This is a genomic window from Micromonospora sp. URMC 103 (assembly GCF_051386435.1).
Lineage (GTDB): Bacteria > Actinomycetota > Actinomycetes > Mycobacteriales > Micromonosporaceae > Micromonospora.
The window spans coordinates 1,559,098-1,583,857 of record NZ_JBPQTR010000004.1 but is presented as its reverse complement, the minus strand read 5'-3'; the positions used below and the strand labels follow the sequence as shown (position 1 = coordinate 1,583,857).

Annotated in this window: 24 protein-coding genes; 15 read left to right on the top strand and 9 right to left on the bottom strand. The window is 72.1% G+C overall.

The window, feature by feature from the left end; genetic code table 11:
* The first annotated feature begins 19 nt into the window (after window positions 1-19).
* Genes ACSNOA_RS11000 through ACSNOA_RS10990 form a run of 3 tightly spaced genes read left to right on the top strand, consistent with a single transcriptional unit; the run spans window position 20 to window position 2,917 of the window.
* Window positions 20-1,135 carry an LLM class flavin-dependent oxidoreductase gene (locus ACSNOA_RS11000; protein WP_436657852.1) on the top strand — a complete coding sequence of 372 codons (1,116 nt, stop codon included), beginning with the start codon at window positions 20-22 and terminating at the stop codon, window positions 1,133-1,135.
* Window positions 1,128-2,159, top strand: a complete 1,032-nt coding sequence (locus tag ACSNOA_RS10995) for an LLM class flavin-dependent oxidoreductase (RefSeq protein ID WP_436657851.1) — start codon at window positions 1,128-1,130, stop codon at window positions 2,157-2,159. Before ACSNOA_RS11000 ends, ACSNOA_RS10995 begins: the two co-directional genes overlap by 8 nt.
* A gap of 41 nt (window positions 2,160-2,200) precedes the next feature.
* On the top strand, window positions 2,201-2,917 hold the full coding sequence (locus tag ACSNOA_RS10990; RefSeq protein ID WP_436657850.1) for an NADPH-dependent F420 reductase: 717 nt from the start codon (window positions 2,201-2,203) through the stop codon (window positions 2,915-2,917).
* Between the two features lie 29 nt (window positions 2,918-2,946).
* On the opposite strand, the gene ACSNOA_RS10985 is transcribed toward ACSNOA_RS10990, so the two are convergent.
* Window positions 2,947-3,129 carry a ribonuclease gene (locus tag ACSNOA_RS10985; RefSeq protein ID WP_436657849.1) on the bottom strand — a complete coding sequence of 61 codons (183 nt, stop codon included), beginning with the start codon at window positions 3,127-3,129 and terminating at the stop codon, window positions 2,947-2,949.
* A gap of 219 nt (window positions 3,130-3,348) precedes the next feature.
* On the opposite strand from ACSNOA_RS10985, the gene ACSNOA_RS10980 reads away from it, so the two are divergent.
* Both ACSNOA_RS10980 and ACSNOA_RS10975 read left to right on the top strand, forming a co-directional pair.
* Window positions 3,349-4,329: a hypothetical protein gene (locus ACSNOA_RS10980; protein ID WP_436657848.1), complete on the top strand. Its 981-nt coding sequence runs from the start codon at window positions 3,349-3,351 to the stop codon at window positions 4,327-4,329.
* A 183-nt stretch (window positions 4,330-4,512) separates the two neighbouring features.
* Window positions 4,513-4,986: a F0F1 ATP synthase subunit B family protein gene (locus tag ACSNOA_RS10975; protein WP_436658379.1), complete on the top strand. Its 474-nt coding sequence runs from the start codon at window positions 4,513-4,515 to the stop codon at window positions 4,984-4,986.
* A gap of 39 nt (window positions 4,987-5,025) precedes the next feature.
* Here the strand turns inward: ACSNOA_RS10975 and ACSNOA_RS10970 are convergent, their stop codons facing one another.
* Entirely contained in the window at window positions 5,026-5,325 is a 300-nt protein-coding gene (locus ACSNOA_RS10970) for an excalibur calcium-binding domain-containing protein (RefSeq protein WP_436657847.1), read from the bottom strand.
* A gap of 91 nt (window positions 5,326-5,416) precedes the next feature.
* Here ACSNOA_RS10970 and ACSNOA_RS10965 point away from each other — a divergent pair, with 91 nt between their 5' ends.
* Together ACSNOA_RS10965 and ACSNOA_RS10960 are read left to right on the top strand one after the other, a co-directional pair.
* On the top strand, window positions 5,417-6,361 hold the full coding sequence (locus ACSNOA_RS10965; RefSeq protein WP_436657846.1) for an FAD-dependent oxidoreductase: 945 nt from the start codon (window positions 5,417-5,419) through the stop codon (window positions 6,359-6,361).
* Between the two features lie 226 nt (window positions 6,362-6,587).
* Window positions 6,588-7,352, top strand: coding sequence for an SDR family NAD(P)-dependent oxidoreductase (locus tag ACSNOA_RS10960; RefSeq protein WP_436657845.1), 765 nt, complete (start codon window positions 6,588-6,590; stop codon window positions 7,350-7,352).
* Window positions 7,353-7,808: 456 nt separating this feature from the next.
* Here the strand turns inward: ACSNOA_RS10960 and ACSNOA_RS10955 are convergent, their stop codons facing one another.
* Window positions 7,809-10,463 carry a M14 family zinc carboxypeptidase gene (locus ACSNOA_RS10955; RefSeq protein ID WP_436657844.1) on the bottom strand — a complete coding sequence of 885 codons (2,655 nt, stop codon included), beginning with the start codon at window positions 10,461-10,463 and terminating at the stop codon, window positions 7,809-7,811.
* Between the two features lie 321 nt (window positions 10,464-10,784).
* Here ACSNOA_RS10955 and ACSNOA_RS10950 point away from each other — a divergent pair, with 321 nt between their 5' ends.
* On the top strand, window positions 10,785-11,924 hold the full coding sequence (locus tag ACSNOA_RS10950; RefSeq protein WP_436658378.1) for a zinc-dependent alcohol dehydrogenase: 1,140 nt from the start codon (window positions 10,785-10,787) through the stop codon (window positions 11,922-11,924).
* Between the two features lie 19 nt (window positions 11,925-11,943).
* A complete protein-coding gene (locus ACSNOA_RS10945; protein WP_436657843.1) occupies window positions 11,944-12,519 on the top strand; it encodes a hypothetical protein in 576 nt (191 codons plus the stop codon).
* On the opposite strand, the gene ACSNOA_RS10940 is transcribed toward ACSNOA_RS10945, so the two are convergent.
* Window positions 12,516-13,481: a TetR/AcrR family transcriptional regulator C-terminal domain-containing protein gene (locus ACSNOA_RS10940; RefSeq protein ID WP_436657842.1), complete on the bottom strand. Its 966-nt coding sequence runs from the start codon at window positions 13,479-13,481 to the stop codon at window positions 12,516-12,518. The two genes, ACSNOA_RS10945 and ACSNOA_RS10940, sit on opposite strands and share 4 nt — an antisense overlap.
* A 139-nt stretch (window positions 13,482-13,620) precedes the next feature.
* On the opposite strand from ACSNOA_RS10940, the gene ACSNOA_RS10935 reads away from it, so the two are divergent.
* Window positions 13,621-14,730 carry an FAD-dependent monooxygenase gene (locus ACSNOA_RS10935; protein ID WP_436657841.1) on the top strand — a complete coding sequence of 370 codons (1,110 nt, stop codon included), beginning with the start codon at window positions 13,621-13,623 and terminating at the stop codon, window positions 14,728-14,730.
* A 50-nt stretch (window positions 14,731-14,780) separates the two neighbouring features.
* Here the strand turns inward: ACSNOA_RS10935 and ACSNOA_RS10930 are convergent, their stop codons facing one another.
* Genes ACSNOA_RS10930 through ACSNOA_RS10915 form a run of 4 tightly spaced genes read right to left on the bottom strand, consistent with a single transcriptional unit; the run spans window position 14,781 to window position 17,723 of the window.
* Window positions 14,781-15,755, bottom strand: coding sequence for an aldo/keto reductase (locus ACSNOA_RS10930; protein WP_436657840.1), 975 nt, complete (start codon window positions 15,753-15,755; stop codon window positions 14,781-14,783).
* 32 nt (window positions 15,756-15,787) lie between these two features.
* Window positions 15,788-16,099 (bottom strand): L-rhamnose mutarotase, encoded by a 312-nt coding sequence (locus tag ACSNOA_RS10925; RefSeq protein WP_436657839.1) that lies wholly within the window; start codon window positions 16,097-16,099, stop codon window positions 15,788-15,790.
* Between the two features lie 17 nt (window positions 16,100-16,116).
* Window positions 16,117-16,878: an SDR family NAD(P)-dependent oxidoreductase gene (locus ACSNOA_RS10920; protein WP_436657838.1), complete on the bottom strand. Its 762-nt coding sequence runs from the start codon at window positions 16,876-16,878 to the stop codon at window positions 16,117-16,119.
* Complete coding sequence (locus ACSNOA_RS10915) at window positions 16,875-17,723, bottom strand: fumarylacetoacetate hydrolase family protein (RefSeq protein ID WP_436657837.1); 849 nt, start codon at window positions 17,721-17,723, stop codon at window positions 16,875-16,877. The genes ACSNOA_RS10920 and ACSNOA_RS10915 overlap by 4 nt, the downstream gene beginning before the upstream one ends.
* A 310-nt stretch (window positions 17,724-18,033) precedes the next feature.
* Here ACSNOA_RS10915 and ACSNOA_RS10910 point away from each other — a divergent pair, with 310 nt between their 5' ends.
* Window positions 18,034-19,299, top strand: coding sequence for an MFS transporter (locus ACSNOA_RS10910; protein ID WP_436657836.1), 1,266 nt, complete (start codon window positions 18,034-18,036; stop codon window positions 19,297-19,299).
* 58 nt (window positions 19,300-19,357) lie between these two features.
* Here the strand turns inward: ACSNOA_RS10910 and ACSNOA_RS10905 are convergent, their stop codons facing one another.
* On the bottom strand, window positions 19,358-20,275 hold the full coding sequence (locus ACSNOA_RS10905) for a manganese catalase family protein (RefSeq protein ID WP_436657835.1): 918 nt from the start codon (window positions 20,273-20,275) through the stop codon (window positions 19,358-19,360).
* A gap of 236 nt (window positions 20,276-20,511) precedes the next feature.
* Between ACSNOA_RS10905 and ACSNOA_RS10900 the strand changes: the two genes are divergently transcribed.
* From ACSNOA_RS10900 to ACSNOA_RS10885, 4 genes are all read left to right on the top strand, one after another.
* On the top strand, window positions 20,512-21,102 hold the full coding sequence (locus ACSNOA_RS10900; RefSeq protein ID WP_436657834.1) for a hypothetical protein: 591 nt from the start codon (window positions 20,512-20,514) through the stop codon (window positions 21,100-21,102).
* 16 nt (window positions 21,103-21,118) lie between these two features.
* Window positions 21,119-22,168, top strand: a complete 1,050-nt coding sequence (locus ACSNOA_RS10895; RefSeq protein WP_436657833.1) for a sodium:calcium antiporter — start codon at window positions 21,119-21,121, stop codon at window positions 22,166-22,168.
* Between the two features lie 271 nt (window positions 22,169-22,439).
* Window positions 22,440-22,916 carry a hypothetical protein gene (locus ACSNOA_RS10890; RefSeq protein ID WP_436657832.1) on the top strand — a complete coding sequence of 159 codons (477 nt, stop codon included), beginning with the start codon at window positions 22,440-22,442 and terminating at the stop codon, window positions 22,914-22,916.
* Between the two features lie 25 nt (window positions 22,917-22,941).
* Window positions 22,942-24,756 carry a glycoside hydrolase family 15 protein gene (locus ACSNOA_RS10885; protein WP_436657831.1) on the top strand — a complete coding sequence of 605 codons (1,815 nt, stop codon included), beginning with the start codon at window positions 22,942-22,944 and terminating at the stop codon, window positions 24,754-24,756.
* Window positions 24,757-24,760 lie beyond the last annotated feature (4 nt).

Here is a 24,760-nt window from a genome sequence, read left to right as displayed (position 1 = left end):
GCAGGCTAGCATGATTGACATGTCAATCGTCGGGAACTCCCCCGCGACGAGCATCGCCGCCGGGAGCGAGCGTGAGGAGGGGACGATGACAGCCGAGAGGTTCGAGCTGGGGCTGAACTCCTTCGGAGAGGTCGCCACCGAGGGCGGCCGCGTCCTGAGCGACGCGGAGACCGTGCGCCTGCTCGTCGAGGAGGCACGGCTCGCGGAGTCGGTCGGCCTCGACGTCTTCAGCGTGGGCGAGCACTACCGGAAGGGCCACAACGACTCGGCCACGCCCGTGCTGCTCGCCGCGATCGCGACCGCGACGGAACGGATCCGGCTGGGCACCTCGGTCACGGTGCTCAGCACGAACGATCCGGTACGGCTCTACCACGAGTTCGCCACTCTCGACGCGGTGTCCAACGGCCGCGCCCAGATGGTCCTCGGGCGCGCGTCGGCCACCGAGTCGTTTCCGCTGTTCGGCTACGACCTGGCCGACTACGAGCGGCTGTTCGAAGAGAAGCTGGACCTCTTCGTCCGGCTCCAGCGGGAGGAATCGGTCACCTGGTCGGGTACCGTACGCGCTCCCCTGGTCGCCCAGCAGCTGCACCCGCGGATGCGGCCCGGCGGCATCCCCACGTGGATCGGCGTCGGCGGCAGCCCGAACTCCGTGATCCGCGCCGCCCGCTACGGACTTCCGCTTATGCTGGCGATCATCGGCGGACGCCCGCAGCGGTTCGCCGGTCACGTCGACCTCTACTTCCGGGCGCTCGAACAGTTCGGGCATTCCGCGCAGCCGGTCGGGCAGCACTCGCTCGGCCTCGTCGCGGACTCCGACGAGGAGGCGGTGGAGACCTGGTGGCGGTACTGGCAGCCGGTGGTGGCGCAGCTCGCCGAGGAACGCGGCTTCTACAAGCCGGACTGTCGACGCTACGAGGCCGAAATCGACCACGGGGCGCTGTTCGTCGGCTCCCCCGAGACGGTCGCGCAGAAGATCGCCACGATGGCCCGCGACCTGCGGCTGAACCGCTTCGACCTCAAGTACGACATCATGCACCTGCCCCGGGAGGCACGCGCGCGCTCCATCGAGCTGCTCGGCAGCGAGGTGGCCCCGCGGGTCCGGGAGCTGTTGGCGAAGGAGCCCACCCATGTCTGATCTCGAGTTCGGCCTCGACACCTTCGGCGACGTGCCGGAGGACGACTCCGGCCGGCCCGTGTCGCACGCCGCGGCGATCCGGCAGGTCGTCGACGAGGCAGTGCTCGCCGACGAGCTCGGCGTCGACGTCATCGCCCTCGGCGAGCACCACCGGCCGGAGTACTCGGTGTCGACGCCCGAGACCGTGCTGGCGGGCATCGCCACGCGGACGTCGCGCATCCGGCTCGCGTCGGGCGTGACCGTGCTGAGTTCGGACGACCCGGTCCGGGTGTTCCAGCGCTTCGCGACGGTGGACGCGCTGTCGAACGGCCGCGCCGAGGTCATCCTCGGCCGCGGCTCGTTCACCGAGTCCTTCCCGCTGTTCGGCTACGACCTCAGCGACTACGACGTGCTGTTCGAGGAGAAGATCGAGCTGTTCGCGAAGCTGCTGGAGGAGAAGCCGGTCACCTGGAGCGGCACCAAACGGGCTCCGCTCGACAACGCCGACGTCTTCCCGAAGACCGAGTCCGGGCATCTCACGACCTGGGTGGGTGTCGGCGGCTCGCCGCAGTCGGTCGTGCGTACCGCCCACTACGGTTTCCCGCTGATGCTCGCCATCATCGGCGGCGCGCCCCAGCGCTTCGCGCCCTACATCGACCTCTACCGGCGGGCCGCCGAGCAGTTCGGCACGACGGCGTACCCGGTCGGCATGCACTCGCCGGGCTTCATCGCCGACACCGACGAGGAGGCCAAGGAAGTGTTCTGGCCGCACTACCGGGTCATGCGCGACCGCATCGGCGCGCTGCGGGGCTGGCCGCGCATCCGCCGCGAGGAGTTCGACGCCGAGGTGGAGCTCGGCTCCCTCTACATCGGTTCGCCGGAGACCGTGGCCCGCCGCATGGCCGACGCGATCCGCGGCCTCGGCGTCGGCCGGTTCGACCTCATCTACACCGCCGGGGCCCAGCCGGTGAGCGCCCGGATGCGGGCCGTGGAACTGTACGGCAGCCGCGTCGTACCCCTGGTCCGTGAGATGCTGGCCGGTTGAACCGGCCCTGGGGCGCGCCCGCCGGTATGCGGAAGGACGACATGAACGACAACGCTCAGCACGAGCCGCGGACCATCGGCATCCTCGGCGCCGGCAAGGTGGGCACCGTGCTCGCCCGGCTCGCCGTCGCGGCCGGCTACCGGGTGCTCGTCGCCGGCTCCGGCGACCCCGCGAAGATCGCCCTCACCATCGAGGTGCTCACGCCCGGGGCCGTCGCCACCACGGCGGCCGACGCCGCGGCCGACGCCGACATCGTGGTCCTCGCCCTCCCGCTCGGCAAGTACCGCAGCATTCCCGCCGAGGGGTTGCGGGGCAAGCTCGTCGTCGACGCCATGAACTACTGGTGGGAGGTCGACGGCATCCGCGACGACCTCACCGACCCGCGCACCTCGTCGAGCGAGACCGTTCAGGCGTTCCTGCCCGACTCCCGGGTCGTCAAGGCGTTCAACCACATGGGGTACCACGATCTGGAGGACGAGGCACGGCCGGCTGGCACTCCCGGCCGCAAGGCCATCGCGATCGCCGGCGACGATCCCGCCGACGTCGACGTCGTCGCCTCCCTCGTGGACCGGCTCGGCTTCGACCCGGTGGTCGCCGGGCCCCTGGCCGAGGGCGTACGGCTCGAACCGGGCAGCGAGCTGTTCGGCGCGAACGTGAGCGCCGACGAGCTGCGCGTCATGCTCGACCGCTTTCCCGAGTCGGAGCGCGGGCGGGTCGTCGCCCTCGCGCGGGCCGGCGGGCCGGGCGACGCGGGCTGACCGGAGGGATGTCGGGCGGATTTGCCCGGCTACTCCTCCGGCACGCCCGGGCCGACCTCACCGCGCGCCAGGTGCTCCGCGTTACGGTCGGCCTCGCTGTCCGCGTGCGCCGCTCCGGCGCCCGGGTCCCTGGTCCGGTGGCCCTCGGCGTCCTGGAACACCTCGCCACGCTCGAGGGCGTCTTCCTGCTGCCTCTGCTCAGGTGTGGTCACGTCTCCCTCACTACCCTCCGGCCGCATGGGCAAACGAACGGCGGGGCCGCGCGCGTCGCACGCTCGGTATACGCGAGAGGCGGCGATGGTTGCGGCGAGAGGGTGCCGCATAGTCGACACCGCCGCTGGCCGGAGAGCCGGTGCGCGGCGCCGGGGTGGGCCGCCAGCATGGACTCCTGAGCTCGGTCGATGTGCGACCGTCCACGAGGGGAGTTCATCATGCAGGCATCCCGTCCACCACGAGCACGTGCCCGACTGCTCGTCGTCCTCCTCGCGCTCGTCGTGGCCACCGTCGGCGTGGCCGCGGCACCGGCCGGCGCCGCGGCGCCCGGCTGGGGTCGGCCCCAGGCGGCCTGGACTCCGGTGCCCGGCCAGGCCGAGGCCCGGTCCGGGCCGGAGGCCGTCGCGTACGGCTCGGACCTGTGGCTGTTCACCCGAGGCGCGAACGGTGAGGTGCGCGTGAACCGTTTCTCGCTGGCCACCGACGCGTGGTCGGGCTGGTCGGCGGTGCCGGGCGCCCCCGGCGCGGCCTCGGCCCCGGCCACCGCGGTCTACGGCGGCGAGTTGCAGCTGTTCGTCCGTGACGGCGCCGGCCGGGTGCGGGTCAACCGGTACTCCCTGGAGACCGGCGCCTGGTCCGGCTGGTCGACCGTGCCGGGCGCGGCCGGAGCGGCCTCGGCGCCCGCCACCGCCGTGTACGGCGGCGAGCTGCACGTGTTCGTCCGTGACGCCGCCGCCCAGATCCGGGTCAACCGCTACTCGCTGACGACCGGCACATGGTCCGGCTGGTCGACCGTACCGGGCACCGCGGGAGCGACCTCGGCGCCGTCGGCCGCCGTCTACGGCGGCGACCTGCAACTGTTCGTCCGTGACGCCGCCGGCCGGGTGCGGGTCAACCGGTACTCCCTGGAGACCGGCGCCTGGTCCGGCTGGTCGACCGTGCCGGGCGCGGCCGGAGCGGCCTCGGCGCCCGCCACCGCCGTGTACGGCGGCGAGCTGCACGTGTTCGTCCGTGACGCCGCCGGGCAGTTGCGGATCAACCGCTACTCGGTGACGACCGGCACGTGGTCCGGCTGGGCCGTCGTGCCCGGGCCGGCCGGGGCCCGCTCGGCGCCGGCCGCGGCGTCGTACGGCGGGGTACTGCGGGTCTTCGTCCACGGGGCGCACCACCGGATCTACCAGCACGAGATCGCCCTCTAGCGCGACGGACAGCACCGGAGCCGCGCGGACACCCGTCCGCGCGGCCCCGGTCGCGAAGCCGTTCTTGCCGATGCGGGCACGGCGACAGGGGCAGCAGCTCGGGCCGAGCGCCGGTAACATCCGTCGATATTCCTACGCTGGCGGAGGTGCGGGTTGCGCGCGATCACACCCCTCTGGCAGGAGATGCTCACCGGCGCGCTCGCGTTCGGGCTGCTGTGCCTCGTGCTGCTGAGGTTCGTCTTCCCCCGGATGGAGCAGACCTTCCAGGCGAGGACGGCGGCGATCGAGGGCGGCGTCGCGCGCGCCGACGCCACCCGGTCGGAGGCGCTGCGCCTGCTGGAGCAGTACCACGCCGAGATGGCCGCGGCGCGGGCCGACGCCGCCCGGATCCGGGAGGAAGGCCGGGCCGACGCCGAGCGCGTCCGGCAGGAGGTGCTGGCCGCCGCACGAGCGGAGTCGGATCGGGCCGTGGCGGCGGGGAGGGAGCGGCTCGCGGCACAGCGGCAGGGGATCATCCGGGAGCTGTACGCCGAGATCGGGCCGATCGCCGTCGACCTGGCGAGCCGGATCGTGGGCGAGTCACTGGCCGAGGAGGCCCGCCGCGCCGGCACCGTCGACCGGTTTCTGGCCGGGCGCGGGGCCGGCGCCCGGTCCTGATCGGGCGGTCACCGGCCCACGCCTCGTCGAGCCGTCCGCCTACTCGCACACCCGCCCGTCGCCGTCGCGGTCGTCGTACCAGGCGTACTCGGGATCCTGGCCGCGCACGTACGGCCCGTAGCCCGCCCTCTTGGCGGCGGTGCACGTCGCGAAGCGCGGATCGGTACCGCCGCCGCCGCTGTCGCCACCGCCGGTGTCACCGCCGGCAGCGCCCGATCGTCCCGAGCGGGCTGGCCGAGGTCGGCCGGTCGTCGCCGCCACGGTGGCGCACGGCTGCCGGTCGGTGCGGTCCGGACAGTCGACTGCGGACGGTCGGTGACCGGGTGTCCGAACTCCCATCGGGCGACAGACCGAGCCGTCCGCGGCGGGGCACGGTCGCGTCACCCACCCGTCTCCCGCTGAGCACCCCGTTGTGGTGTGATCTCGAGGCATGAGAGTCAGGGTCGTCGGCGCCGGTGTGGTGGGCCTGACCAGCGCGCTGCGCCTGGCACAGGCCGGTCACGCGGTCGAGGTCGTCGCGGCCGCGACCGGCGAGGGCACCACGTCATCGGTCGCCGCCGCGCTCTGGTATCCGTATCGCGCGTACCCCGAGGCCGACGTGACCCGGTGGTCGGCGACCAGCTACCGGGCGCTGCGTGGCCTCACCTCCGATCCGGCGGCCGGCGTCCGGATGCGCGCCGGCCGGGAACTGTTCCGCCGGCACACCCCCGACCCGTGGTGGCGCGACGCCGTTCCCGCGCTGGCTCGGGTCGCCGCGGAGCGGTTGCCGCCCGGCTACGTCGACGGCTACGAGCTGAACGTCCCGGTGGTCGACATGGCGGTACACCTGCCGTGGCTGCGCGGCCGGCTTGACGCGGCGCGGGTGCCCGTGCGGACCCGGCACGTGGCCGATCTGGGCGACGCGTTCGACGACGTGGACGTCGTGGTGAACTGCACCGGCCTGGGTGCCCGGGAGCTGGTCCCCGACACGAGCCTCACGCCGGTGCGCGGCCAGGTGGTCGTCGTGGCCCAGTTTGGCCTCGCCGAGTGGCTGCTCGACCAGACCGATCCCGAACACCTGGTCTACGTGGTCCCCAGGGGCGACAGCGTGCTGCTCGGCGGCACCGCGGAGGAACGCGACGAGGACGTCCGGGTGCGGCCGGAGACGACGGCCGACATCCTGCGACGCTGCGCCCGGCTCGTGCCCGCCCTCGACACCGCCCGCGTCCTCGGCCACCGCGTGGGCCTGCGACCGGGGCGACCGACCGTACGGCTGGAAACCGAGTTCCTCGACCGCGGCCCGGTCATCCACTGCTACGGCCACGGTGGCGCCGGCGTCACACTGTCCTACGGCTGCGCCGAGGACGTCGCAGGCCTCGTGTCACGACTGTCCTGAGGGCCCGCACCGGGGAAGAGGATCAGAGCCCGATGCCCGTGCACCGGCAGGGGTTCGACCTCGTGCCGAGGGCCTTCACGGCGACCAACCCGATCGGTCCCACCGCCCGCGCCAACCGTGAACGGGCGCCCCTGAGGCACCGGAAACGGTGCTTTCCTCCGGTTCCGGGGCGAACGCGCCCTCGTGCCGCTTACCTTCGGACGGACCGGACGAACGAGGGAGCGCCATGGGAACGCTCGACGGCAAGGTAGCGGTGATCACCGGCACGGGCGGCGGAATGGGCCGCGCCGCGTCGCTGGTCTTCGCGCGCGAAGGCGCGAAGGTCGTGGGATGCGACATCAACCCTGCCGGCAACGACGAAACCGTCGAACTCGTCCGTCGCGCCGGCGGTGAGATGACGGGCATCGCGCCGGTCGACCTCACCGATCCGGAGCAGGCCCGGCAGTTCGTCGAGGACGCCGCGGCCGCCTTCGGCGGCCTCGACGTGGTCTACAACAACGCCGCCTCCCTGCGCTTCGGCCCGATGCCCGACTTCTCCGTCGAGGACTGGCGGGCCACGATAGCCGGCGAACTCGACATCCCTTTCTTCGTGTCGAAGTTCGCGTGGCCCCACCTGGCCCGGCGAGGCGGTGGCGTCATCATCAACGTGGCGTCGATGGCCGCGATGATCGCCGGCGAGTTCCCCCCGATGGTCGGACACTGCGCGGCGAACGCCGGCATCCTCGGCATGACCCGCCAAATGGCGCTCGAAGGGGCGCCGCACGGCATCCGCGCGCTGGCGATCAGCCCCGGCCCGGTCCTGAGTCCGGCCAGCGACCGTGACCTCGGCGACGACCAGGCGGCCCGGGACGCGATCACGAAGAAGACGATCCTCCGGCGCTTCGGCCGGCCCGAGGAGGTCGTCGAGCTGGCCGCCTTCCTGGCGTCCAACCGCGCCTCCTACATCACGGGCGCAAATATCCCGGTCGAGGGCGGCGCGACCGCCTGGTAGGTCGAGACCGTGCCGCGCCGAGCTGAGTCGGGGCCGATCATGCAGTTGTGGTGCCTCGCAAAAGGGGCGGACGCCGACGCTCCGGGCACCACAACTGCATGATCCACGGGGTCTTCCGCTGTCGCCCCCCATGTGAGCAGAGGGGTCGACCCCGTTACTTGCTTCGGTGTTCCAGTTCTGCGAGCGGGCTACGTGGGCGTTGGCGCCAGATCGGTGAATCGACCGGCACACCGGTTTCGTTGAAGCGGATTGCGGCGCCTCCCAAGCGGCCGCTGACCAGCACTCTCCACATGCGGCGACGGTACCTGGCGTCCTTGCCGGTAACGCCCTTCCGCGCTCGCGCTGCGCGTGCGGAGACTCGATGTCGGACGCGCCGCTGTGCCGGTCCCTGGAGGCGACGCATCGACTGCGGTGCCGGGTGGGCACCGCAGCCGATGTCGTTGCCGCCGGCCGGACCTACCGGAAGGCGCCGGCCAGTTGACCGGCCGTCACGTCCTCTCCGGCGCCGTTGTACATGGCGTTCGTGACGACGGTCCACGAGGCACGGGGCCAGGTGCGGAAGGTGATGTGGCCGCCGGCGATGGTGGCCTCACCCTTGCCCACGTCGAAGGTGGCGATGTTGGTGGCGCCGCCGATGGCGGAGGTGCCGTGCGCGTAGCCACTGACCAGCAGATCCTCCTCCTTCGGGTAGGTGGCGGCGACCTGCGCGTCGCCGGTCACCTTGAACGCCGCGTCGTTGTTGAACCAGGTCGGCCAGGACTCGGGCATGCCCCACGCCGCGGGGACCTCTGGGTCGTAGCTCTGCTTGAGCAGCGCCCCGGGCGCGTTGAACGCGGTCCGGTTGCTCGGCGTGACGTTCTGGACGGGCAGGCCGAGCGACGTGGCCGCCGTGGTGGACGCGCTGCCCAGCGCCACGAGATTGCCGCCGCCCTCGACGAACTGCTTCAGCTTGTCGAGCCCGTCGGGGACGCCCCGGGCCCACCGGAACTCCGGCGGGTTCTTGGCGGGGTCGAGACCGCGGGTGATGGAGTTCGCCGAGATACCGGGCGCGAGCACGATGGTGTCGTACTTGCCGCGGAGGTCGGCGTAGTCGTCCGCGGAGACGACCTCGTAGTTCACGCCGAACTGGTCGAACATCCACATCATCCACCCGCCGGGCATGTTGTTGGCCCCGCGCACGAGACCCACCCGGGTGTCGGCCTTGAGCTTGACCGCGGCGACGTTGGGCACCGTGTCGGTGGCGTAGACGGGCAGGCCGGTCTCCTGGCTGGCCCGGGTCAGCACCGGGCGGGCATTCGGGTCCTTCGACGGCACGAGCAGCGCGCCGGCGGGCAGGGTCCGGCCGCCGACGGTGACGGCGGCCTTGGCCCGGTACGCCGGCACGTCCGCCTTCTGGAGGTCGGCGATGACCTGGCCCAGCCCGTACGAGGTGGGACTGAGGACGTAGGCGCCGCCGCGACCGGGGTGGCCCGGCATCTGCTGCCGCACCGGCTCGATGCCCCGAACGCGGGTGGTGGCCGCCGCGAAGGGCTTCGCCACGGCGTCGACGTCCACGCCCATGAACAGCGCGAGATTGTCGGTGGTCTCGCTGTACGGCATGATCAGCGGGCATTCCGCGCACTTGCGCGCGGCGTCCGGGTACTCGTCGATCCGTAGGAGCTGGTCGACCCACCGGCCCATCGGCTGCTGTGTCTTGAGGATGTAGGAGCCTGCCGCGTACTTCTTGTCGCCGACGGTGAAGGCGGTCGTGGCCCGGTCGATCTCCACCTGCCCGAAGTCGAAGATCTTCATCATGTCGTACAGGGCGTAGGGGTCGCGCTGGTCTGCCGGCACGACGTACGCGTACGGTCCGCCGGTCCACGTCTCACTGTTCCGGTTCGACAGGTAGAGGTTGTCGTAGAGCCACGTCTCGGGGTCGCTGGCGACCGTCTTCATGCCCGAGTACGCCGCGGAGGCCCCGTACTCCACGATCTGCTTGAGCGTCCAGGTCTTGCTGTCGTACGGCAGCACCGAACGCAGCGTCTTGGTGGCCGGCTCCAGGATCTTGTCGGAGGTGTACGTGTACGCGAGGTCCCGGACCGAGGCGATCTCGGTCAACCAGGTCGACGTGCCGAGGAACGGGCTGTAGCCGATGACGTCGGCGTTCCAGAGGATGCCGTATGCGTCATTCCACTTCGCGCCCTTCTTGCCCTCCGCCACGAGGTCACGCTGGGTCTGCATGCCGAGCGTGTTGGACGCGGAGACGACGATCGGGTCCAGCGTCTCGGACATCGGCTCGTCCCACGGCGGCGACCAGATCCGGGGGGAGGTAGCGCCCGCCTGGTGCATGTAGTGCTGCGCGACGGGCCGGTACTTCTGCTCGAGCCGGACCCGGGTCTGCGACTCCTTCTGGGTCAGCATGAACCAGTCGCGGTTGTCGTCGTGGCCCGTGTAGTGGTGGTACAGATCCGGGTACGTCCGGTCGTAGTTCGTGCCCGCCGTCCGGTTGAAGTGCTCAACCACCAGCTTCTGCCCGTCGGGGTTCTGCGACGGGACGACGAGCAGGATCACGTTGTCGAGGACCTGCCGGGTGAACTCGGAGTTCTCCGTCGCCAGCCGGTGCACGACGTTGACGAGGGACTGGGTGGGGCCCACCTCCGTCGAGTGGATCGTCGCCTCGATGTAGTAGACGGGCAGGCTCTGGGCGGCGAGCTTCTTGGCGTACTCGTCGACCGGGACGCCCGCGCGCTTCGCCTCGGCCTGCATCACCCGCGGGTCGGAGAGGCGCTTGTTGATGTCGAGGACCTGGTCGATCCGCTTGAGGTTGTGTTTGCTGCTCATCAGCAGGATGGGGTACTCGTTGCCGAGCGTCGTCCGGTCCACCACCTGGTAATCGGCTTCGTCGGAGCGGTCCGCGATGAGCTTGAAATAGCGCTTGATGCTGTCGAAGTGGGCGAGCTTCCCCTCGTCGCCCATCTCGAAGCCGAAGAACTCCTTGGGCGTCGGGACACCTTTCACCTTGACGCCGACCTGAGCCGATGGTCGCTCGAGCACCCGCGCCTGCACGGGCACGGATACGAGTCCCACCATGGCCGTGGCGACCGCCACGGCGGCTACGTGCCGTAACCTCATCGCGCCTCCTCTCCTGGGAAACCGGTGGCGACAGGGTCACGGCGAGGCCACGAGACGGTCAACTATTACCAATGGGTAAGGTCAAAAAGAAGACGAACTCCTTACCTTCCGTCGACCCGTCCGGCCATTCGTCCGCTGAGCAGCGTCAATCGATGCCTTTGATCCACAGCGATGGGTTGACGCCGTTTCGGTCCCGGCTCACCGGTCGTGACCGCGCCGAGTTTGCCCCCGGACCGTCGGGGTACCGACTCCAGTGCTTCGGACGGTGCCGGGGCACGTCGAGCGCCAGCGCGCTGGTCCAGGAGGCAACGAGTGCGAGCAATGGTCTACCGCGGCCCCTACCGGGTGCGCGTGGAGGAGAAGGACCGCCCCACCGTCGAGCACCCCAACGACGCGATCGTGCGGGTGTCGCGGGCCGCCATCTGCGGCTCGGACCTGCACCTCTACCACGGCATGATGCCCGACACCCGGGTCGGGATGACCTTCGGCCACGAGTTCATCGGTGTCGTCGACGAGGTGGGCCCGTCGGTGCGGAACGTCAAGCCGGGCGACCGGGTGATGGTTCCGTTCAACGTGTACTGCGGGTCGTGTTTCTTCTGCGCCCGCGGCCTGTTCAGCAACTGCCACAACGTCAACCCCAACGCCACGGCCGTGGGTGGCATCTACGGCTACTCCCACACCTGCGGCGGCTACGACGGCGGGCAGGCCGAGTTCGTCCGGGTGCCGTTCGCCGACGTGGGCCCCAGCCTCATACCCGAGTGGATGGACGACGACGACGCGGTCCTCCTCACCGACGCGCTCGCCACGGGGTACTTCGGCGCGCAGCTCGGTGACATCGTCGAGGGTGACGTGGTCGTGGTCTTCGGCGCCGGACCGGTCGGCCTGTACGCCGCCAAGTCGGCCTGGCTGATGGGCGCCGGCCGGGTCATCGTCATCGACCACCTCGACTACCGCCTGGAGAAGGCGGCGTCGTTCGCCCACGCCGAGACCTACAACTTCGCGGAGTACGACGACATCGTCGTCCACCTCAAGAAGATCACCGACCACCTGGGCGCCGACGTCGCCATCGACGCCGTCGGCGCCGAGGCGGACGGGAACTTCCTCCAGCACGTCACCGCCGCGAAGCTGAAGCTGCAGGGCGGCTCCCCCGTCGCCCTCAACTGGGCGATCGACTCGGTACGCAAGGGTGGCACCATCTCGGTGATGGGCGCGTACGGCCCGATGTTCAGCGCCGTGAAGTTCGGCGACGCGCTGAACAAGGGGCTGACGCTGCGCATGAACCAGTGCCCGGTGAAGCGGCAGTGGCCGCGCCTGTTCGCGCACATCCGCAACGGCTATCTCAAGCCCAGCGACATCGTGACCCACCGGATCCCGCTGGAGCACATCGCCGAGGCGTACCACATCTTCTCCGCCAAGCTCGACGGCTGCATCAAGCCGCTCATCGTCGCGAACGCCGCCTGACCCGACCGGGAGCCCGACCATGCCCTACACGCCGGACAAGCCGAAACTCGCCGAATCCCGCGACGAGCTGCGCGCCCGTATCCCCGGGTGGGGCGTCGACCTCGACCCGAAGGACCGGCCCTCGGTGCCGAAGGAGCGGTTCGACCCGACCCTCAACGGCGCGCACTGGGAGTTCCCCGAGCGGCAGCCCGAGAGGTGGCCGCGGGAGCGGTCGATCGAGCACAGGTTCCTCACCCCGGTCTTCGGCACGGCGTGCCCGCCCAAGGGGCTCTCCGGCGTGATCCGCCGGTACTCCTACCGCACGTACAGCGAGGGGCGCGCGGCCCACTGGCTGCTCCTGCTCGCGGCGGACCGGGTGGACGCGGTCGAGAGCACGCTCCGGTCGTTCCTCACCCTCCACCCCGACAACCCCGTCACCGAGACCGGTGTCCTGAGCGAGTTCACCCACCACGGGCTCTCGTCGCGCCTGCGCGGCAAGCGCGTGGACCGCGTGCACCACCCGCTCGATCCGGTCATCGTGGCCGCGCCGTGGGCGCTGGCCGGCGGGGCCGCGTACCTCGCGCTGCGCTGGGTCGCGGGGCGCCGCCGGGGCTAGGCGCGGCCCGTCGCGGACGGACGGGGACGGCGCTCGACGAGCGGTGTGAGCCCGTCCAGCATGAGCCGCAGGCCGAGTTCGAAGACCCGGTCGAGGTCGAGGTCGTAGCCGTCGACGGCGAAGCGCGCCATGAGCCGGGCGAAGGCGGGATAGCGGCCCGTGGCGGCGATCGCACCCATGGCGGGGCCCTGCTGCCGCATCCACTCGTCCTCGGTCAGGCCGGTGGCGGCCTCGGCGTGCGCCTCCCGCTCGAGGTGCACGGCGAGGCCCTGCACGTAGCTGTACAGCAGGACCTGCACGTCGAGGGTGGCGACCGCGTCCAGACCGGCCTCCTCCAGGGCGGCGAGGATCTGCTCGCCGTGCGCGAGGAGGCTGGGTAGCGGGAGCGGTCGGCTGAGCGGGCTCAGGTGGGCCAGCCAGGGATGCCGCCGGTGCAGCGTCCACAGCGTCCGCACCGCCCCCTCCACGCGCTCGCGCCAGGTCGCGTCGGCGGTCGTGGGCGGCAGCTCCGCGAACGCCGCGTCGGCCATCAGCAGGACGAGGTCGTCCTTGCTCGCCACATGCCGGTAGGTCGACATCGGCGAGACGCCGAGCCGGCCGGCGATCCCGCGCATCGACAGGGCCTCCAGCCCTTCGGCGTCGGCGAACTCGATGGCGACCCGCACGATCCGCTCACCGGTCAGCTCACGACCGGAGCCGGCTCGCGGATCCGGCGCCCGCGGTGACGCACCGGGCGCGGAGACCGGCCGAGGCTCGGCGACGAGTGTGCCGACCCGCGGCTCGGCCCGGACCAGCCCCTCCTGGCGCAGCGTCGCCAGCGCCCTCGTCGCGGTGGCCAGCGCGACGCCCCACCGGATGGCGAGTTGACGCGTCGACGGCACCCGGTCGCCGGGGCGAAGTTCGCCGTCGGCGATGCGTCGCCGGAGGTCGGCGACGATTCGCTGGTACGGCGGTTCCGCCACCACAGCCCCTCCTCTGTCCTAGTACAGAAACCGTACCAGCACGCGCTGTCCTAGCACAGAAATGCAGGTCAGAGCGTTGTTCGGAGGCGTGTGTACGCCGTACATTCAGGACGCGTACAGCGTTATACAAGGAGGCGTCATGACGAAGGTGCTGATCTCGGGGGCGAGCGTGGCCGGCCCGGCGTTGGCGTACTGGCTGCACCGACACGGCTTCACCGCCACCATCGTGGAACGCGCGCCGGCACTGCGAACCGGCGGGCAGGCGATCGACGTTCGCGGTGCGGCGCTCGACGTGGTCGACCGGATGGGCCTGCTCGGTGCCCTGCGTGCGGCGAAGACCCACATGCGCGGCATGTCGATGGTGGACGGGGAGGGCAACGAGCTGATGCGTTCGACCGAGCACGCCATCAGCAGCGGCCGGCTCGACAGCGACGACATCGAGGTGTTGCGCGAGGACCTCACGGCCCTGCTCCACGAGCGGACGAGTGGCACCACCGAATACCTGTTCGGCGACTCCATCGCCACCCTCGACCAGGACGACCGCGGCGTCCGTGTGACGTTCGAACGGGCGGCGCCGCGGACGTTCGACCTCGTGGTCGGCGCCGACGGGCTGCACTCGACCGTACGCCGGCTCGCGTTCGGGCCCGAGACGGCGATCCTCCACCACCTGGGCACCTACCTGTCGGTGTTCACGACGGAGAACTTCCTGGGCCTGGCCGACTGGCAGGTCTGGTTCCGTGAGGGCGACCTCGGCGGTGGCATCTACCCGGCACGGCACAACACCGAGCTGCGGGTCAACCTCGGGTTCATGGCCGAGCCGATCGCGTACGACCATCGGGACCTCGACGCCCAGCGCCGGCTGGTGGCCGAGCGGTTCGCCGGGATGCGCTGGGAGGTGCCGCGGCTGCTCGACGACATGTGGAAGGCGCCGGACTTCTACTTCGACGCCATGGCCCAGGTGAGACTCGACTCCTGGTCCCGTGGGCGGATCGCGCTGCTCGGTGACGCCGGCTACTGCGCCTCACCGCTGTCCGGGCAGGGCACCAGCCTCGCCCTCGTCGGCGCCTATCTGCTCGCCGCCGAGCTGGCCGCGGCCGACGGCGACCACGTCGTCGCCTTCGCCCGGTACGAGCGGCGCATGCGCCCGTTCGTCGCACTCAACCAGGCGCTGGCCACGGAGAATCCCGGCGGCCCCGCCGCGGAGGAGTCCATCGAGCGCGCGAAGTGGGCGATCTCGCTCGACGGGTGACACGGCGAGGAGGCCGGCCTCCCCCGTCACGGTCGGCGTATGCAGGATCGTCACGGTGCCGCTGACGGGCCGGCGGGCACCGGTGCGTCCGGTCGCAGCAGCCCCTCGGCGACGAGCTCGGACCAGAGGTCGGCCGGTGGGGGCGCGGCCTCGTGCAGGGCGACGTTGCGCCGGACCTGCCGGCGGTCGTGGGCGCCGACCACGAGCGCCGCCACCGCCGGGTGCGCGCCGGCGAAGGCGAGCGCGGCGGCCGGCAGCGAGGTGCCGTGCCGGGCGCACACGGCGGCGATCGCCCGAACCCGGTGCAGCAGCGGCGCCGGCGCCTCGTGGTAGTCGTACGTCGCGCCGGCGCCCGGCTGGTCGACGGCGAGCAGGCCGCTGTTGAAGACACCGGCGTTGAGCACCGAGACACCACGCCGTTCGCACTCCGGCAGCAGCGTGTCCAGGGCCGGCTGCTCCGCCAGCGTGTACCGGCCGGCCACCATCACGGCATCGACGTCGGTGTCCGTGACGAACCGGTGCAGCACCTGCCACCGCATCGAACCGACCCCCACGGCGCCGACCACGCCCTGCGTCCGCAGCTCGTGCAGGGCCGGATAGGCCTGCTCCAGCGCCTGCCTCTGGTGATCCTCCGGGTCGTGGACGAGCACCACGTCGACCCGGTCGAGCCCGAGCCGGTCCAGGCTCGCCTCCAGCGAGCGGCGTACCCCGTCCGCGCTGAAGTCCCAGACCCGGCGGTGGTCGGCCGGCACGTCGAAGCCCGCCGGATCGCGACCCGTGGCCCCGGCCGGGTCGGGCACGAGCAGGCGGCCCACCTTCGTGCTGACCGTGTACGACCCGCGCGGCCGCGCACGCAGGGCCTCGCCGAGGCGGCGCTCGGACAACCCGAGCCCGTAGTGCGGCGCCGTGTCGAAGTAACGCACACCCGATTCCCACGCCGCCGCCACCGTGTCGGCGGCCTGCGCGTCACTGAGCGCCGTGTAGAGGTTGCCGAGCTGGGCGCACCCGAGACCGTGACGCGTCACCGTCACCCCCGACCGACCCAGCCGGACGCCGGTCACGGCAGTTCCCACACCAGGCGCAGCCCCGAGTCGGCGCCGGAGTAGTCGTCCTCGACCTCCAGCAACTCCGCCATCCGGGCCTGCCAGGGCACGTTGGCGGGGTGGTCGCGCAACTCGTGTCGCATCCGCTGGTAGTCCTCGACCTCGACCAGGTGGAACAGGTCGCGGCCGTCCCGCCAGATCCGCCACGAGTGCACCCCGGCGGCCCGCAGCGCGCCGTCCAACTCGGCGGGGATCTCCCGGTGGATGGTGTCGTACGCGCTCTCCCTGCCCGGCTTGAGTCGGGTGTGCAGGGCGATCCGTTGCACGGGTGCCGCTCCCTTCCTCAGCGGGGACGATCCGCGGCGGGCCGCAGCCGCAGGCCCTGCATACCGCCGTCGACGGCGAGAGCCGTGCCGGTGGTCGACCCGGCGAGCGGGCTCGCGAGGTAGGCCACGGCCGCCGCCACCTCGTCCGCGCTCACCAGCCGGCCGTGGGGCTGGCGCGCCCGCAACGCCGCCAACTCCGCGGGCGGATCCTCGGCCGCGTCCAGCAGCCGGCGTACCCACGGCGTGTCCGCGGTGCCGGGGTTGACGCAGTTGACCCGGATCCCCTCCCGCAGGTGGTCGGCCGCCATCGCCATCGTCAACGACTGCACGGCGCCCTTGCTCGCGCTGTACAGCGCCCGGTCCGGCAGCCCCGCGGTCGCCGCAATGGAGCAGGTGTTCACGATCGCGGCGTGGGACGACGCGCGCAGGTGCGGCAAAGCCGCACGGGTTACCCGTACGATCCCCACCACGTTCACGTCGAGCACCCGGTGCCACTCGTCGTCCGGGTTGGTCTCCACGGTGCCGCTCGCGCCGATCCCGGCATTGTTGACGAGCACGTCGATGCCGCCCAGCGCCTGGGCGGCGGCAGCCACCGCCTCCCGTACGGAGGGATCGTCGGCGACGTCCGCCGCGAAACCGAGCAGCGGCTCGGGCACCTCCGGCCGCAGGTCCAGACACGCCACCCGAGCGCCGCGGGCCGCGAGCAGCGTGGCCGTGGCCAGCCCGATGCCCGACGCCCCGCCCGTCACCACGGCCGTCAACCCGGCGAACTCGCTCACGCCTGCCCCACCTCCTGGCGCTGACGCCCCAACCCGTCGATCTCCAACTCGACGACGTCGCCCGCCACCAGGTACGGCTTCGGATCCGGCTGCCCCAGCGCCACCCCGGCCGGAGTGCCCGTGTTGATCACGTCACCCGGGTAGAGCACCATGAAGTGACTCAGGTAGCGGACGATCTCCCCCACCGGGAAGACCATGTCGGCGGTATTGCCGTCCTGCCGCAGGCGACCGTTCACCCACAACCGCAGCCCGAGACGCTGCGGGTCGGGCACCTCGTCGGCCGTCACCAGCCACGGCCCGAGCGGATTGAACGTCTCACACGACTTGCCCTTGTCCCACTGACCGCCACGCTCCAGCTGGAACTCCCGCTCCGAGACGTCGTGCGCGATGGCGTAGCCGGCCACACAGCCCATCGCCTCGTCCACGCTGGACAGGTAACGAGCGGTGCGTCCGATGACGACCGCGAGCTCGACCTCCCAGTCGGTCCTGGTGCTCCCCCGCGGCACGAGAACCGTGTCGTCGGGGCCCACCACGGTGTCGGAGGCCTTCAGGAACACGACGGGCTCGGCCGGGAGCGGTGCGCCCGTCTCGGCCGCGTGGTCCCGGTAGTTCAGGCCGATGCACACGACCTTGCCGGGTCGCAGCGGCGGCCCCACGCGCAGCCCCTCGGTCGCGAGGATCGGCAACTCCTCCGCGCGAAGGTCGGCCAACCGGCCGAGCCCGTCGGCCGCCAGGAACGCCCCATCCAGGTCCTCGATCACACCGCCGAGATCGCGTACGCGCCCGGCCTCGTCCAGCAACGCCGGACGTTCCCGCCCCGGCTCGCCCACCCGCAGCAGCCTCACGCTCGCCCCCAGAATCCGTGTCGCACGTCGGATGCGTAGTGGTTGACGTCAACGCACGGCCGCGGTGGGTCAACGCCGGAGCGCAGTACATCGGATCTTTGGACGCTGTGTCAACGCTCAGACTCGGATTCGAGGGGACGAACCGCCGCAACGGTCGGATGACTGAGGCGCGCGGCCGCCACGATCCCGCACGCGGCGACCTCGTCGCACAACATCCGGTTGTGGCTCGCCGGGGTGCGGTTGTTTGAGCCCGGTCTCCCGCTCCTGTTCTCATCTCGCGGAGGTGCGCGACGGGGGAGGTACGGAGTCGGTGGCTGGGCGATCTCTGGGCCGCCGGTTCGGCTGGCTCTGGGCGGCCTACGCGGTGAGCGCCTACGGCTCCGGGCTGGGTTTCGGCGCCTTCCCGCTTATCGCCGTGCTGGCGCTGCATGCCAGCCCCGCTCAGGTGTCCGTGCTGTCCGCGGTGGGGCCGGCGGTGGGCGCGCTGATCGCGGTGCCGCTCGGGCCATGGGTGGAGCGTCGGCGCAAGCTGCCGGTGATGGTCGCCATGGACCTGGCCCGGTTCGCCGCCATGATGACGGTTCCGGTGGCCTACGCCCTCGGCCGGCTCACCGTCACGCATCTGCTCGTCGTCTCCGCCGTGGCGGCGGCCGCCAGGATAGCGTTCAACGCCGCGAGCGGGGCCTTCCTCCGGGCGCTCGTCCGGCGCGACGACCTGCTCGTGGCCAACGCCCGGTTCGAGTCGACGACGTGGAGTTCCATCGCGGTCGGGCCGCCACTGGGCGGGGCGGCGATCGGCCTGTTCGGGCCGGTCACCACCGTGTTGGCCGACGCGCTCAGCTATTTGATCTCCGCGCTGGGCATCACGGCGATCCGTGGCCGGGAGGAACGCCCGCCGCGCATCGGCGACAGCCGGGACCGGGCCCGGGAACTGCTGGCCGGCTGGCGGCACATCCTCACCCATCCCGGCCTGCGCGCGCTCTACCTCAACAACCTGCTCGTGGGCGGCCTGATCATGGCCACCGAGCCGCTGTTGGCCGTGCTCCTGCTCCGCGAGCTCGGGTTCCCACCCTGGCAGTACGGCCTCGCCTTCGCCGCTCCCTGCGTGGGCGGGCTCGTCGGCTCACGCCTGGCCAGGCGCGTGGTGGCACGGTACGGCCAGCACCGGATTCTCCGTACCGTCGGCACGCTGCGCGCGATCTGGCTGATCGGCCTCGCCTTCGTGCAGCCGGGTGTCGGTGGTCTCGTGACCGTCATGACGGTCGAGCTGGCGATCATCCTCTGCATGAGCCTGTACAACCCGGTGCTCGCCACCTATCGGCTCGAACACACGCCCGGAGACCGCGTGGCCCGCACCCTGTCGGCCTGGTCGATCAGCAGCGGCGCCGCCATCGCCGTCCTCAGCGCCCTCGGCGGCCTGCTCGCCGAGGCGACCAGCCCACGCACCGCGATCGCGGTCGCGGGACTGCTGATCCTCACGAGCCCGCTGCTGCTGCCCCGCTCCTCGCGCGCCCCGGCGTCGTCGGCCCGCCGGGCGGCGGAGGAGGGCGCCGGCGTTGGCGGCCGGCCGGTGTGACCCGTTCGGACGTCACACCGGCCGGCCCCGCACACCCGCGCCGTGTTCCGTCGGCGGATCAGTCGAGCGCGTCCTTGACCTTGCGTACCACGTTGGTGAGCCCCTGGGCGTGCGCGCCGGCCGCGTCGCCGGGCTTGCCCGGGCCGCGGGAGCCGTCGTAGGTGGCGTACAGCTTCGGATCCGGCGGCGGCGGCAGGGCGGTGTCGTCGGTGAGCGCCACCGGCTCGGGCAGGTACGTCAGATCGGGGCCGCCGATCAGGCTGGGTCCGTGTGCCCACCGGCCCTCACCCGCCTGGCTGTCCGTGCCGAAGCTCCAGAACGTGTGGTTGTGGTCCTTGTTCTCGATGTCGCCGTTGGAGTTCTCGATGCCGTGCTCGACGAACCCGTCCTCGATGAGCTGCTCGATGCCGAGCAGCCACTGCTGCTGGTGGTAGGTGTCGCGGGCGAGGTTGAAGCGGAGCATCTCCTTGACGCCGGGATCGTCGGTCATGTTCATGACGCGGCTCGTCTGCAGCCGGCTCTGCGCCTCGGCGGCCACGTTGGAGCGGAAGTCGGCGAGGAGGTTGCCGCTGGCCACGATGTAGCCGGCGTTCCACGGCACGCCCTGGCTGTCGCGCGGCAGTGGCGAGCCGCCGCCGACGATGGCGTGCTGCGGGTTCATGCCGCCGAGCACCGCGGCGAGCACGGGGTTGGCGGCGACGGCCTTCTCGGTGGTCTCGGCCGGCGCGCCCTCGAGCAGTCGGGCGAGCATCGTGGTGAGCATTTCGACGTGACCGATCTCCTCGGTCCCGATGTCCATGATCATGTCCTTGTACTTGCCGGGGACCCGGCAGGTGAAGCCCTGCCACAGGTACTGCATCATCACGGTCATCTCGCCGAACTGGCCGCCCAGGACCTCCTGCAGCTTCATGGCGAACAGGGCGTCGGGCTTCTCGGGTTTGGCTTGGAACTGCAGGTGTCGGTCGTGTCGGAACACGATGGCCTCCCGTCGGGGTGTGTTGCGGTTCTGCTGTGCCGTTGTCCGGCAACTACCCGGCCGGTTGGCCCCTGCGGGTCCCCCGTGGCCCGGCCGGGCCACGGAAGGCGGCCCGCCGGATCCGGACGTGCCCGTCGGTGGATTCGGCCGGTGCGGGGACCGTGAGGATGCTTCAATCGGAGCAAAGCCGACATACGGCAGGACACGGACGACGTCCGCTCGCCGAGGAGTCCGCAATGCAGATGACCGCCACCGACAACCACGCCGTCGCCCAGGCGGTGCACGACATCGGATCCGCCCTCTGGTTCGGGGGGACGGTGATGGGTGTGGCCGGCGTGAACAAGTCGGGCAGCGACCTGCGGGACGGCATCGACCGCATCCGCGTCGCCGAGTCGGCGTGGGGCCGGTTCGGCCCGGTGCAGTGGCTCGGCATCGGCGCCACCCTGCTCGCCGGCGCGCAACTGGCCCGGGTCGGTGGGCGACGCATGGCGTTGCAGAAGGGCTTCGGGACGGTCGGCGCCGTCAAGGCCGGGCTCGCCGTCGCCGGCGCCGCGGCGAGCGCGTACGCCGCCTACTGCGGCAGCCGGATCGGGCGTCTCGCCGAGGAGGCGCACCAGCGCGGTGACCGGGTCGAGGTGCGCGACGCGACGCTGTCGACCCCGGAGACGCCACCGGAGATCGCCGTCTGGCAGCGCCGGCAGCGGGTGGTCCAGTATCTCGTGCCGGCGCTGGCCGGGGCGAACATCGCCTGCGGCTCGTACCTCGTCCAGTCGTACCGGATGGGGGCGACCGGCAAGGGAGTGCTCCGGCGCCTGCTGCCCGACTGACCGCCCGGCCGCCGCGGTGCCGGACCTGACCTCCCCGCCCTGGCCGCTCACCTGGAGCATCGGGGTGTTCGTCGTCGCCGGGGCGATCACGGTCGCCGGCAGCATCCGCCTCGCCGGCCTCGGTGACGCCCTCGCCGACCGCACCGGCTGGGGCGAAGCCCTGTTCGGCGTGGTGTTCTTCGGCGTCGTGACCGGCCTGTCCGGCATCGTCATGACCATCGTGGCCGCCAACAGCGGCGAGCCCGGGCTGGCCTACAGCAACGCGGTCGGCGGCATCGCCGCCCAGACCACCGCGGTCGCCGTCGCCGACGCCTTCCACCGCCGCGCCAACCTCGAACACGCCGCCGCGTCCCTGTCGAACCTGCTCTCCGGCGCCCTGCTCATCGCGCTGCTCTCCCTCGCGCTGCTCGCCAGCTACCTGCCCGAGACCACCGTGGCGGGCGTCGACCCCATGTCGGCGGTCCTCGTCGCCACGTACGCCGGCGGGCTGGTCCTCATCCGCCGCGCCGGCGCACAACCCATGTGGCAGGCCATCGCCACGGAGGAGACCCGCCCCGACGTCCCGCACAACGACAACGCCCTCAACCGTCTCCGCCCGGTGTGGCTGTGGGGCCAGTTCGCGGCCGTCGGGCTGCTCGTGGCCACCGGCGGCTGGCTCGTCGCCGTCGCCGCCGAGAGTCTCGTCGAGGTCACCGGGCTGACCGCCGGGTTCGTCGGCGGGGTGCTCATGGGTATCGTCAACGGCCTTCCCGAGACCGTCACCGCCATCGCCGCGGTCCGTCGCGGCGCGGTGACGCTGGCCGTCGCCGCCGTGCTCGGCGGGAACATCCTCGACGTGCTCACCCTCGTCGCCGGCGATCTCGCCTACCGGCAGGGCTCCATCTACCACAACGCCGGCAACGCGGAACTGCTCGCCACCACCACCAGCCTGTTCATGACCGCCACCCTGCTCGGCGGGCTGCTCATCCGCCAGACCTGCGGCTGGGGCCGCCTCGGCTTCGAAGGCGTGCTCCTGTTGACCACCTACGCGGCCATGACGCTCATCCTCGCCCTCCAGCACGGATGAGCGGTCCTCCCCGATCCGGCCGCCCCACGGGCGCGGCGGCGACGACGCCCCACCCCGGTGGTATCTCGGCGACCCGGCCGCACGTCACGCCCGTCTGGCCTACCGTGAAGATCCGGCGCGGCCACGGTCGCCCGTTGGCGGTGCGACACGGGCGTCCCGACCGGGGCCGGGGACCTTCCCGTCGTCCAGCCGGAGGACCGACCGATGACCGACCGACCGTCGCCGCTCGCCGCGCCCCGGGCGTACGCGCGCGACGTCCGCCACCGCTGAGATGGACTGGGCCGGATGGGCGCTGTTCGGGTTGGTCGCCACCACGGCGCTCACCGCGTCGCTGACCACCGCCCAACTGGCCGGCCTCACGCGCCTCGACTTTCCCCTCGTGCTCGGGACGGTCGTCACCGAGGACCCGGACCGGGCCCGCGTCGTCGGGTTCTTTCTCCACCTCTGCGCCGGTCAGGGCTTCGCCCTCGGCTACGCGGCCACGTTCGCCCTGCTGCACCGCGCCACCTGGTGGATCGGGGCCCTGCTCGGGACGCTTCACGTCGGCATCGCGCTCACGGTGATCCTGCCGCTCCTGCCCGGTGTCCACCCGCGCATGGCCTCCCAGCGGGCGGGCCCGGCCAGCACGGCCGTGCTGGAGCCGCCCGGACTGCTCGCCGTCAACTACGGCATCCAGACGCCCGTGGTCACGGCGGCCGTCCACATCATCTACGGTGCGGTACTCGGGCTGCTCCTGCGGGCCCACTGATCCGCGCCACCGGGCAGCGGTCGCCATGACCGCCGCAGCCGACCCGACGCCTCCCCGGCCCCCGTCGCCGATCGCCGACTACGGGCTGCTGGGCGACACGCGCACCGCCGCCCTCGTCGCCGCCGACGGCGGGATCGACTGGCTCTGCGTGCCCCGCTTCGACAGCGAACCCCTGTTCGGCCGGCTGGTCGGCGGCGCGGACGCGGGAACGTTCCGGGTCGGCCCGGCGGGGCCCGCCACGGTCGTCGACCGGCGCTACCGGCGGCACACCGCCACGCTCTCAACGACCTGGGCGGTGGGCGGGCGGCGCCTCACCCTCACCGAGGCCATGGTGGCCGAGGTGAGCGGTCGGCTGCTGCCCACGACACTCGTCGTGCGGCGGCTGTCGGTCGAGGACGCCGCGGTCGAGGCCGTCGTCGAGTTCGATCCCCGCCTGGGCTTACGGCACCGGAGGCCCCGGGTCCACACCCGGCGCGAAGCCCTGGTGTGCGAGTGGGGACCGCTCGCGGTCTCGCTGGCCTGCGAACCGGCGTTCACCGTCGAGCCGGGCCGTCCCACCGTGGTCCAGGTCGCGCCGGGTCGGCCGGTGACCCTCGTGATGGCCGTGGCCAACCGGGAACCGTTGATCCACGTTCCGCCGGCCGCGGCCTGGGAACGCCTCGTCGACGACGAGGACCGCTGGCGGGCCTGGACGGCCGGCATCGACGGGTCGCTGCCCTTCCGGGAACACGTCGTCCGGAGCCTGCTGACCATGCGGCTGCTGACCTACTCGCCCTCGGGGGCACCGGTCGCGGCGCCCACGACGTCACTGCCCGAGGACCCCGGCGGGGTACGCAACTGGGACTACCGCTACGTCTGGCCCCGCGACGCGAGCATCGGCGTCAGCGCCTTCCTCAGCGTCGGCAAACCCGAGGAGGCCCGGGGATTCCTCGCGTGGCTGCTGCACGCCACCCGCCTGCACCGGCCGCGCCTGCCGGCACTGCTCACCCTGCACGGCCGGGACGTACCGGCGGAACGGGACCTGCCCGGCTGGCCCGGTTATCGCGGCAGCGTCCCGGTGCGGATCGGCAACGCCGCCGCCGGGCAGCACCAGCTCGACGGCTACGGCTGGGTGATCGACGCGGCCTGGGCGTTCGCGCAGGCGGGGCACCGCCTCCACCCGGAGACGTGGCGGACGGTGCGCGCCTTCGCCGACGTGGTGGCCCGGTGCTGGCCGGATCCCGACGCCGGCATCTGGGAGGTCCGCGAGCCCGCCCAGCACGTGCACTCCAAGCTCATGGGCTGGCTCGCGTTGGACCGGGCCCTCGCCATCGCCGAGTCCCACCGGCTGTCGGAGGTGCAACGTCGACGCTGGCGGGAGGCGCGCGACGCCATCGCCGCCGAGGTGCGGACGTCCGGCTACGACGCGACGACCAGCAGCTACGTCCGCACCTACGGCTCCGACGACGTCGACGCCGCCCTGCTCGTCCTGCCGCTGCTGGAGATGGACCACGCCGACTCGCCGCGCGTACGCGGAACGGTCGACGCCGTCCGGGACCGGCTCTCCGCCGGTGGTCCGCTGCTCTACCGCTACCCACCGGGGCGCGACGGCTTCCCCGGCGCCGAGGGCGCGTTCCTGCCCTGCTCGTTCTGGCTGGTGCAGGCGCTCGCCCGCACCGGACGCCGCGACGAGGCGGTCGACCTGTTCCGGGCCGTGCTCGACCTCGCCGGCCCGCTCGGCCTCTACCCCGAGGAGCTGGATCCGGTGACCGGCGCCCACCTCGGCAACTATCCCCAGACGCTCACCCACGCCGCGCTCGTCCAGGCCGCGCTCGCGATCCGGGACGCGCCCGCGGGCTAGGGTC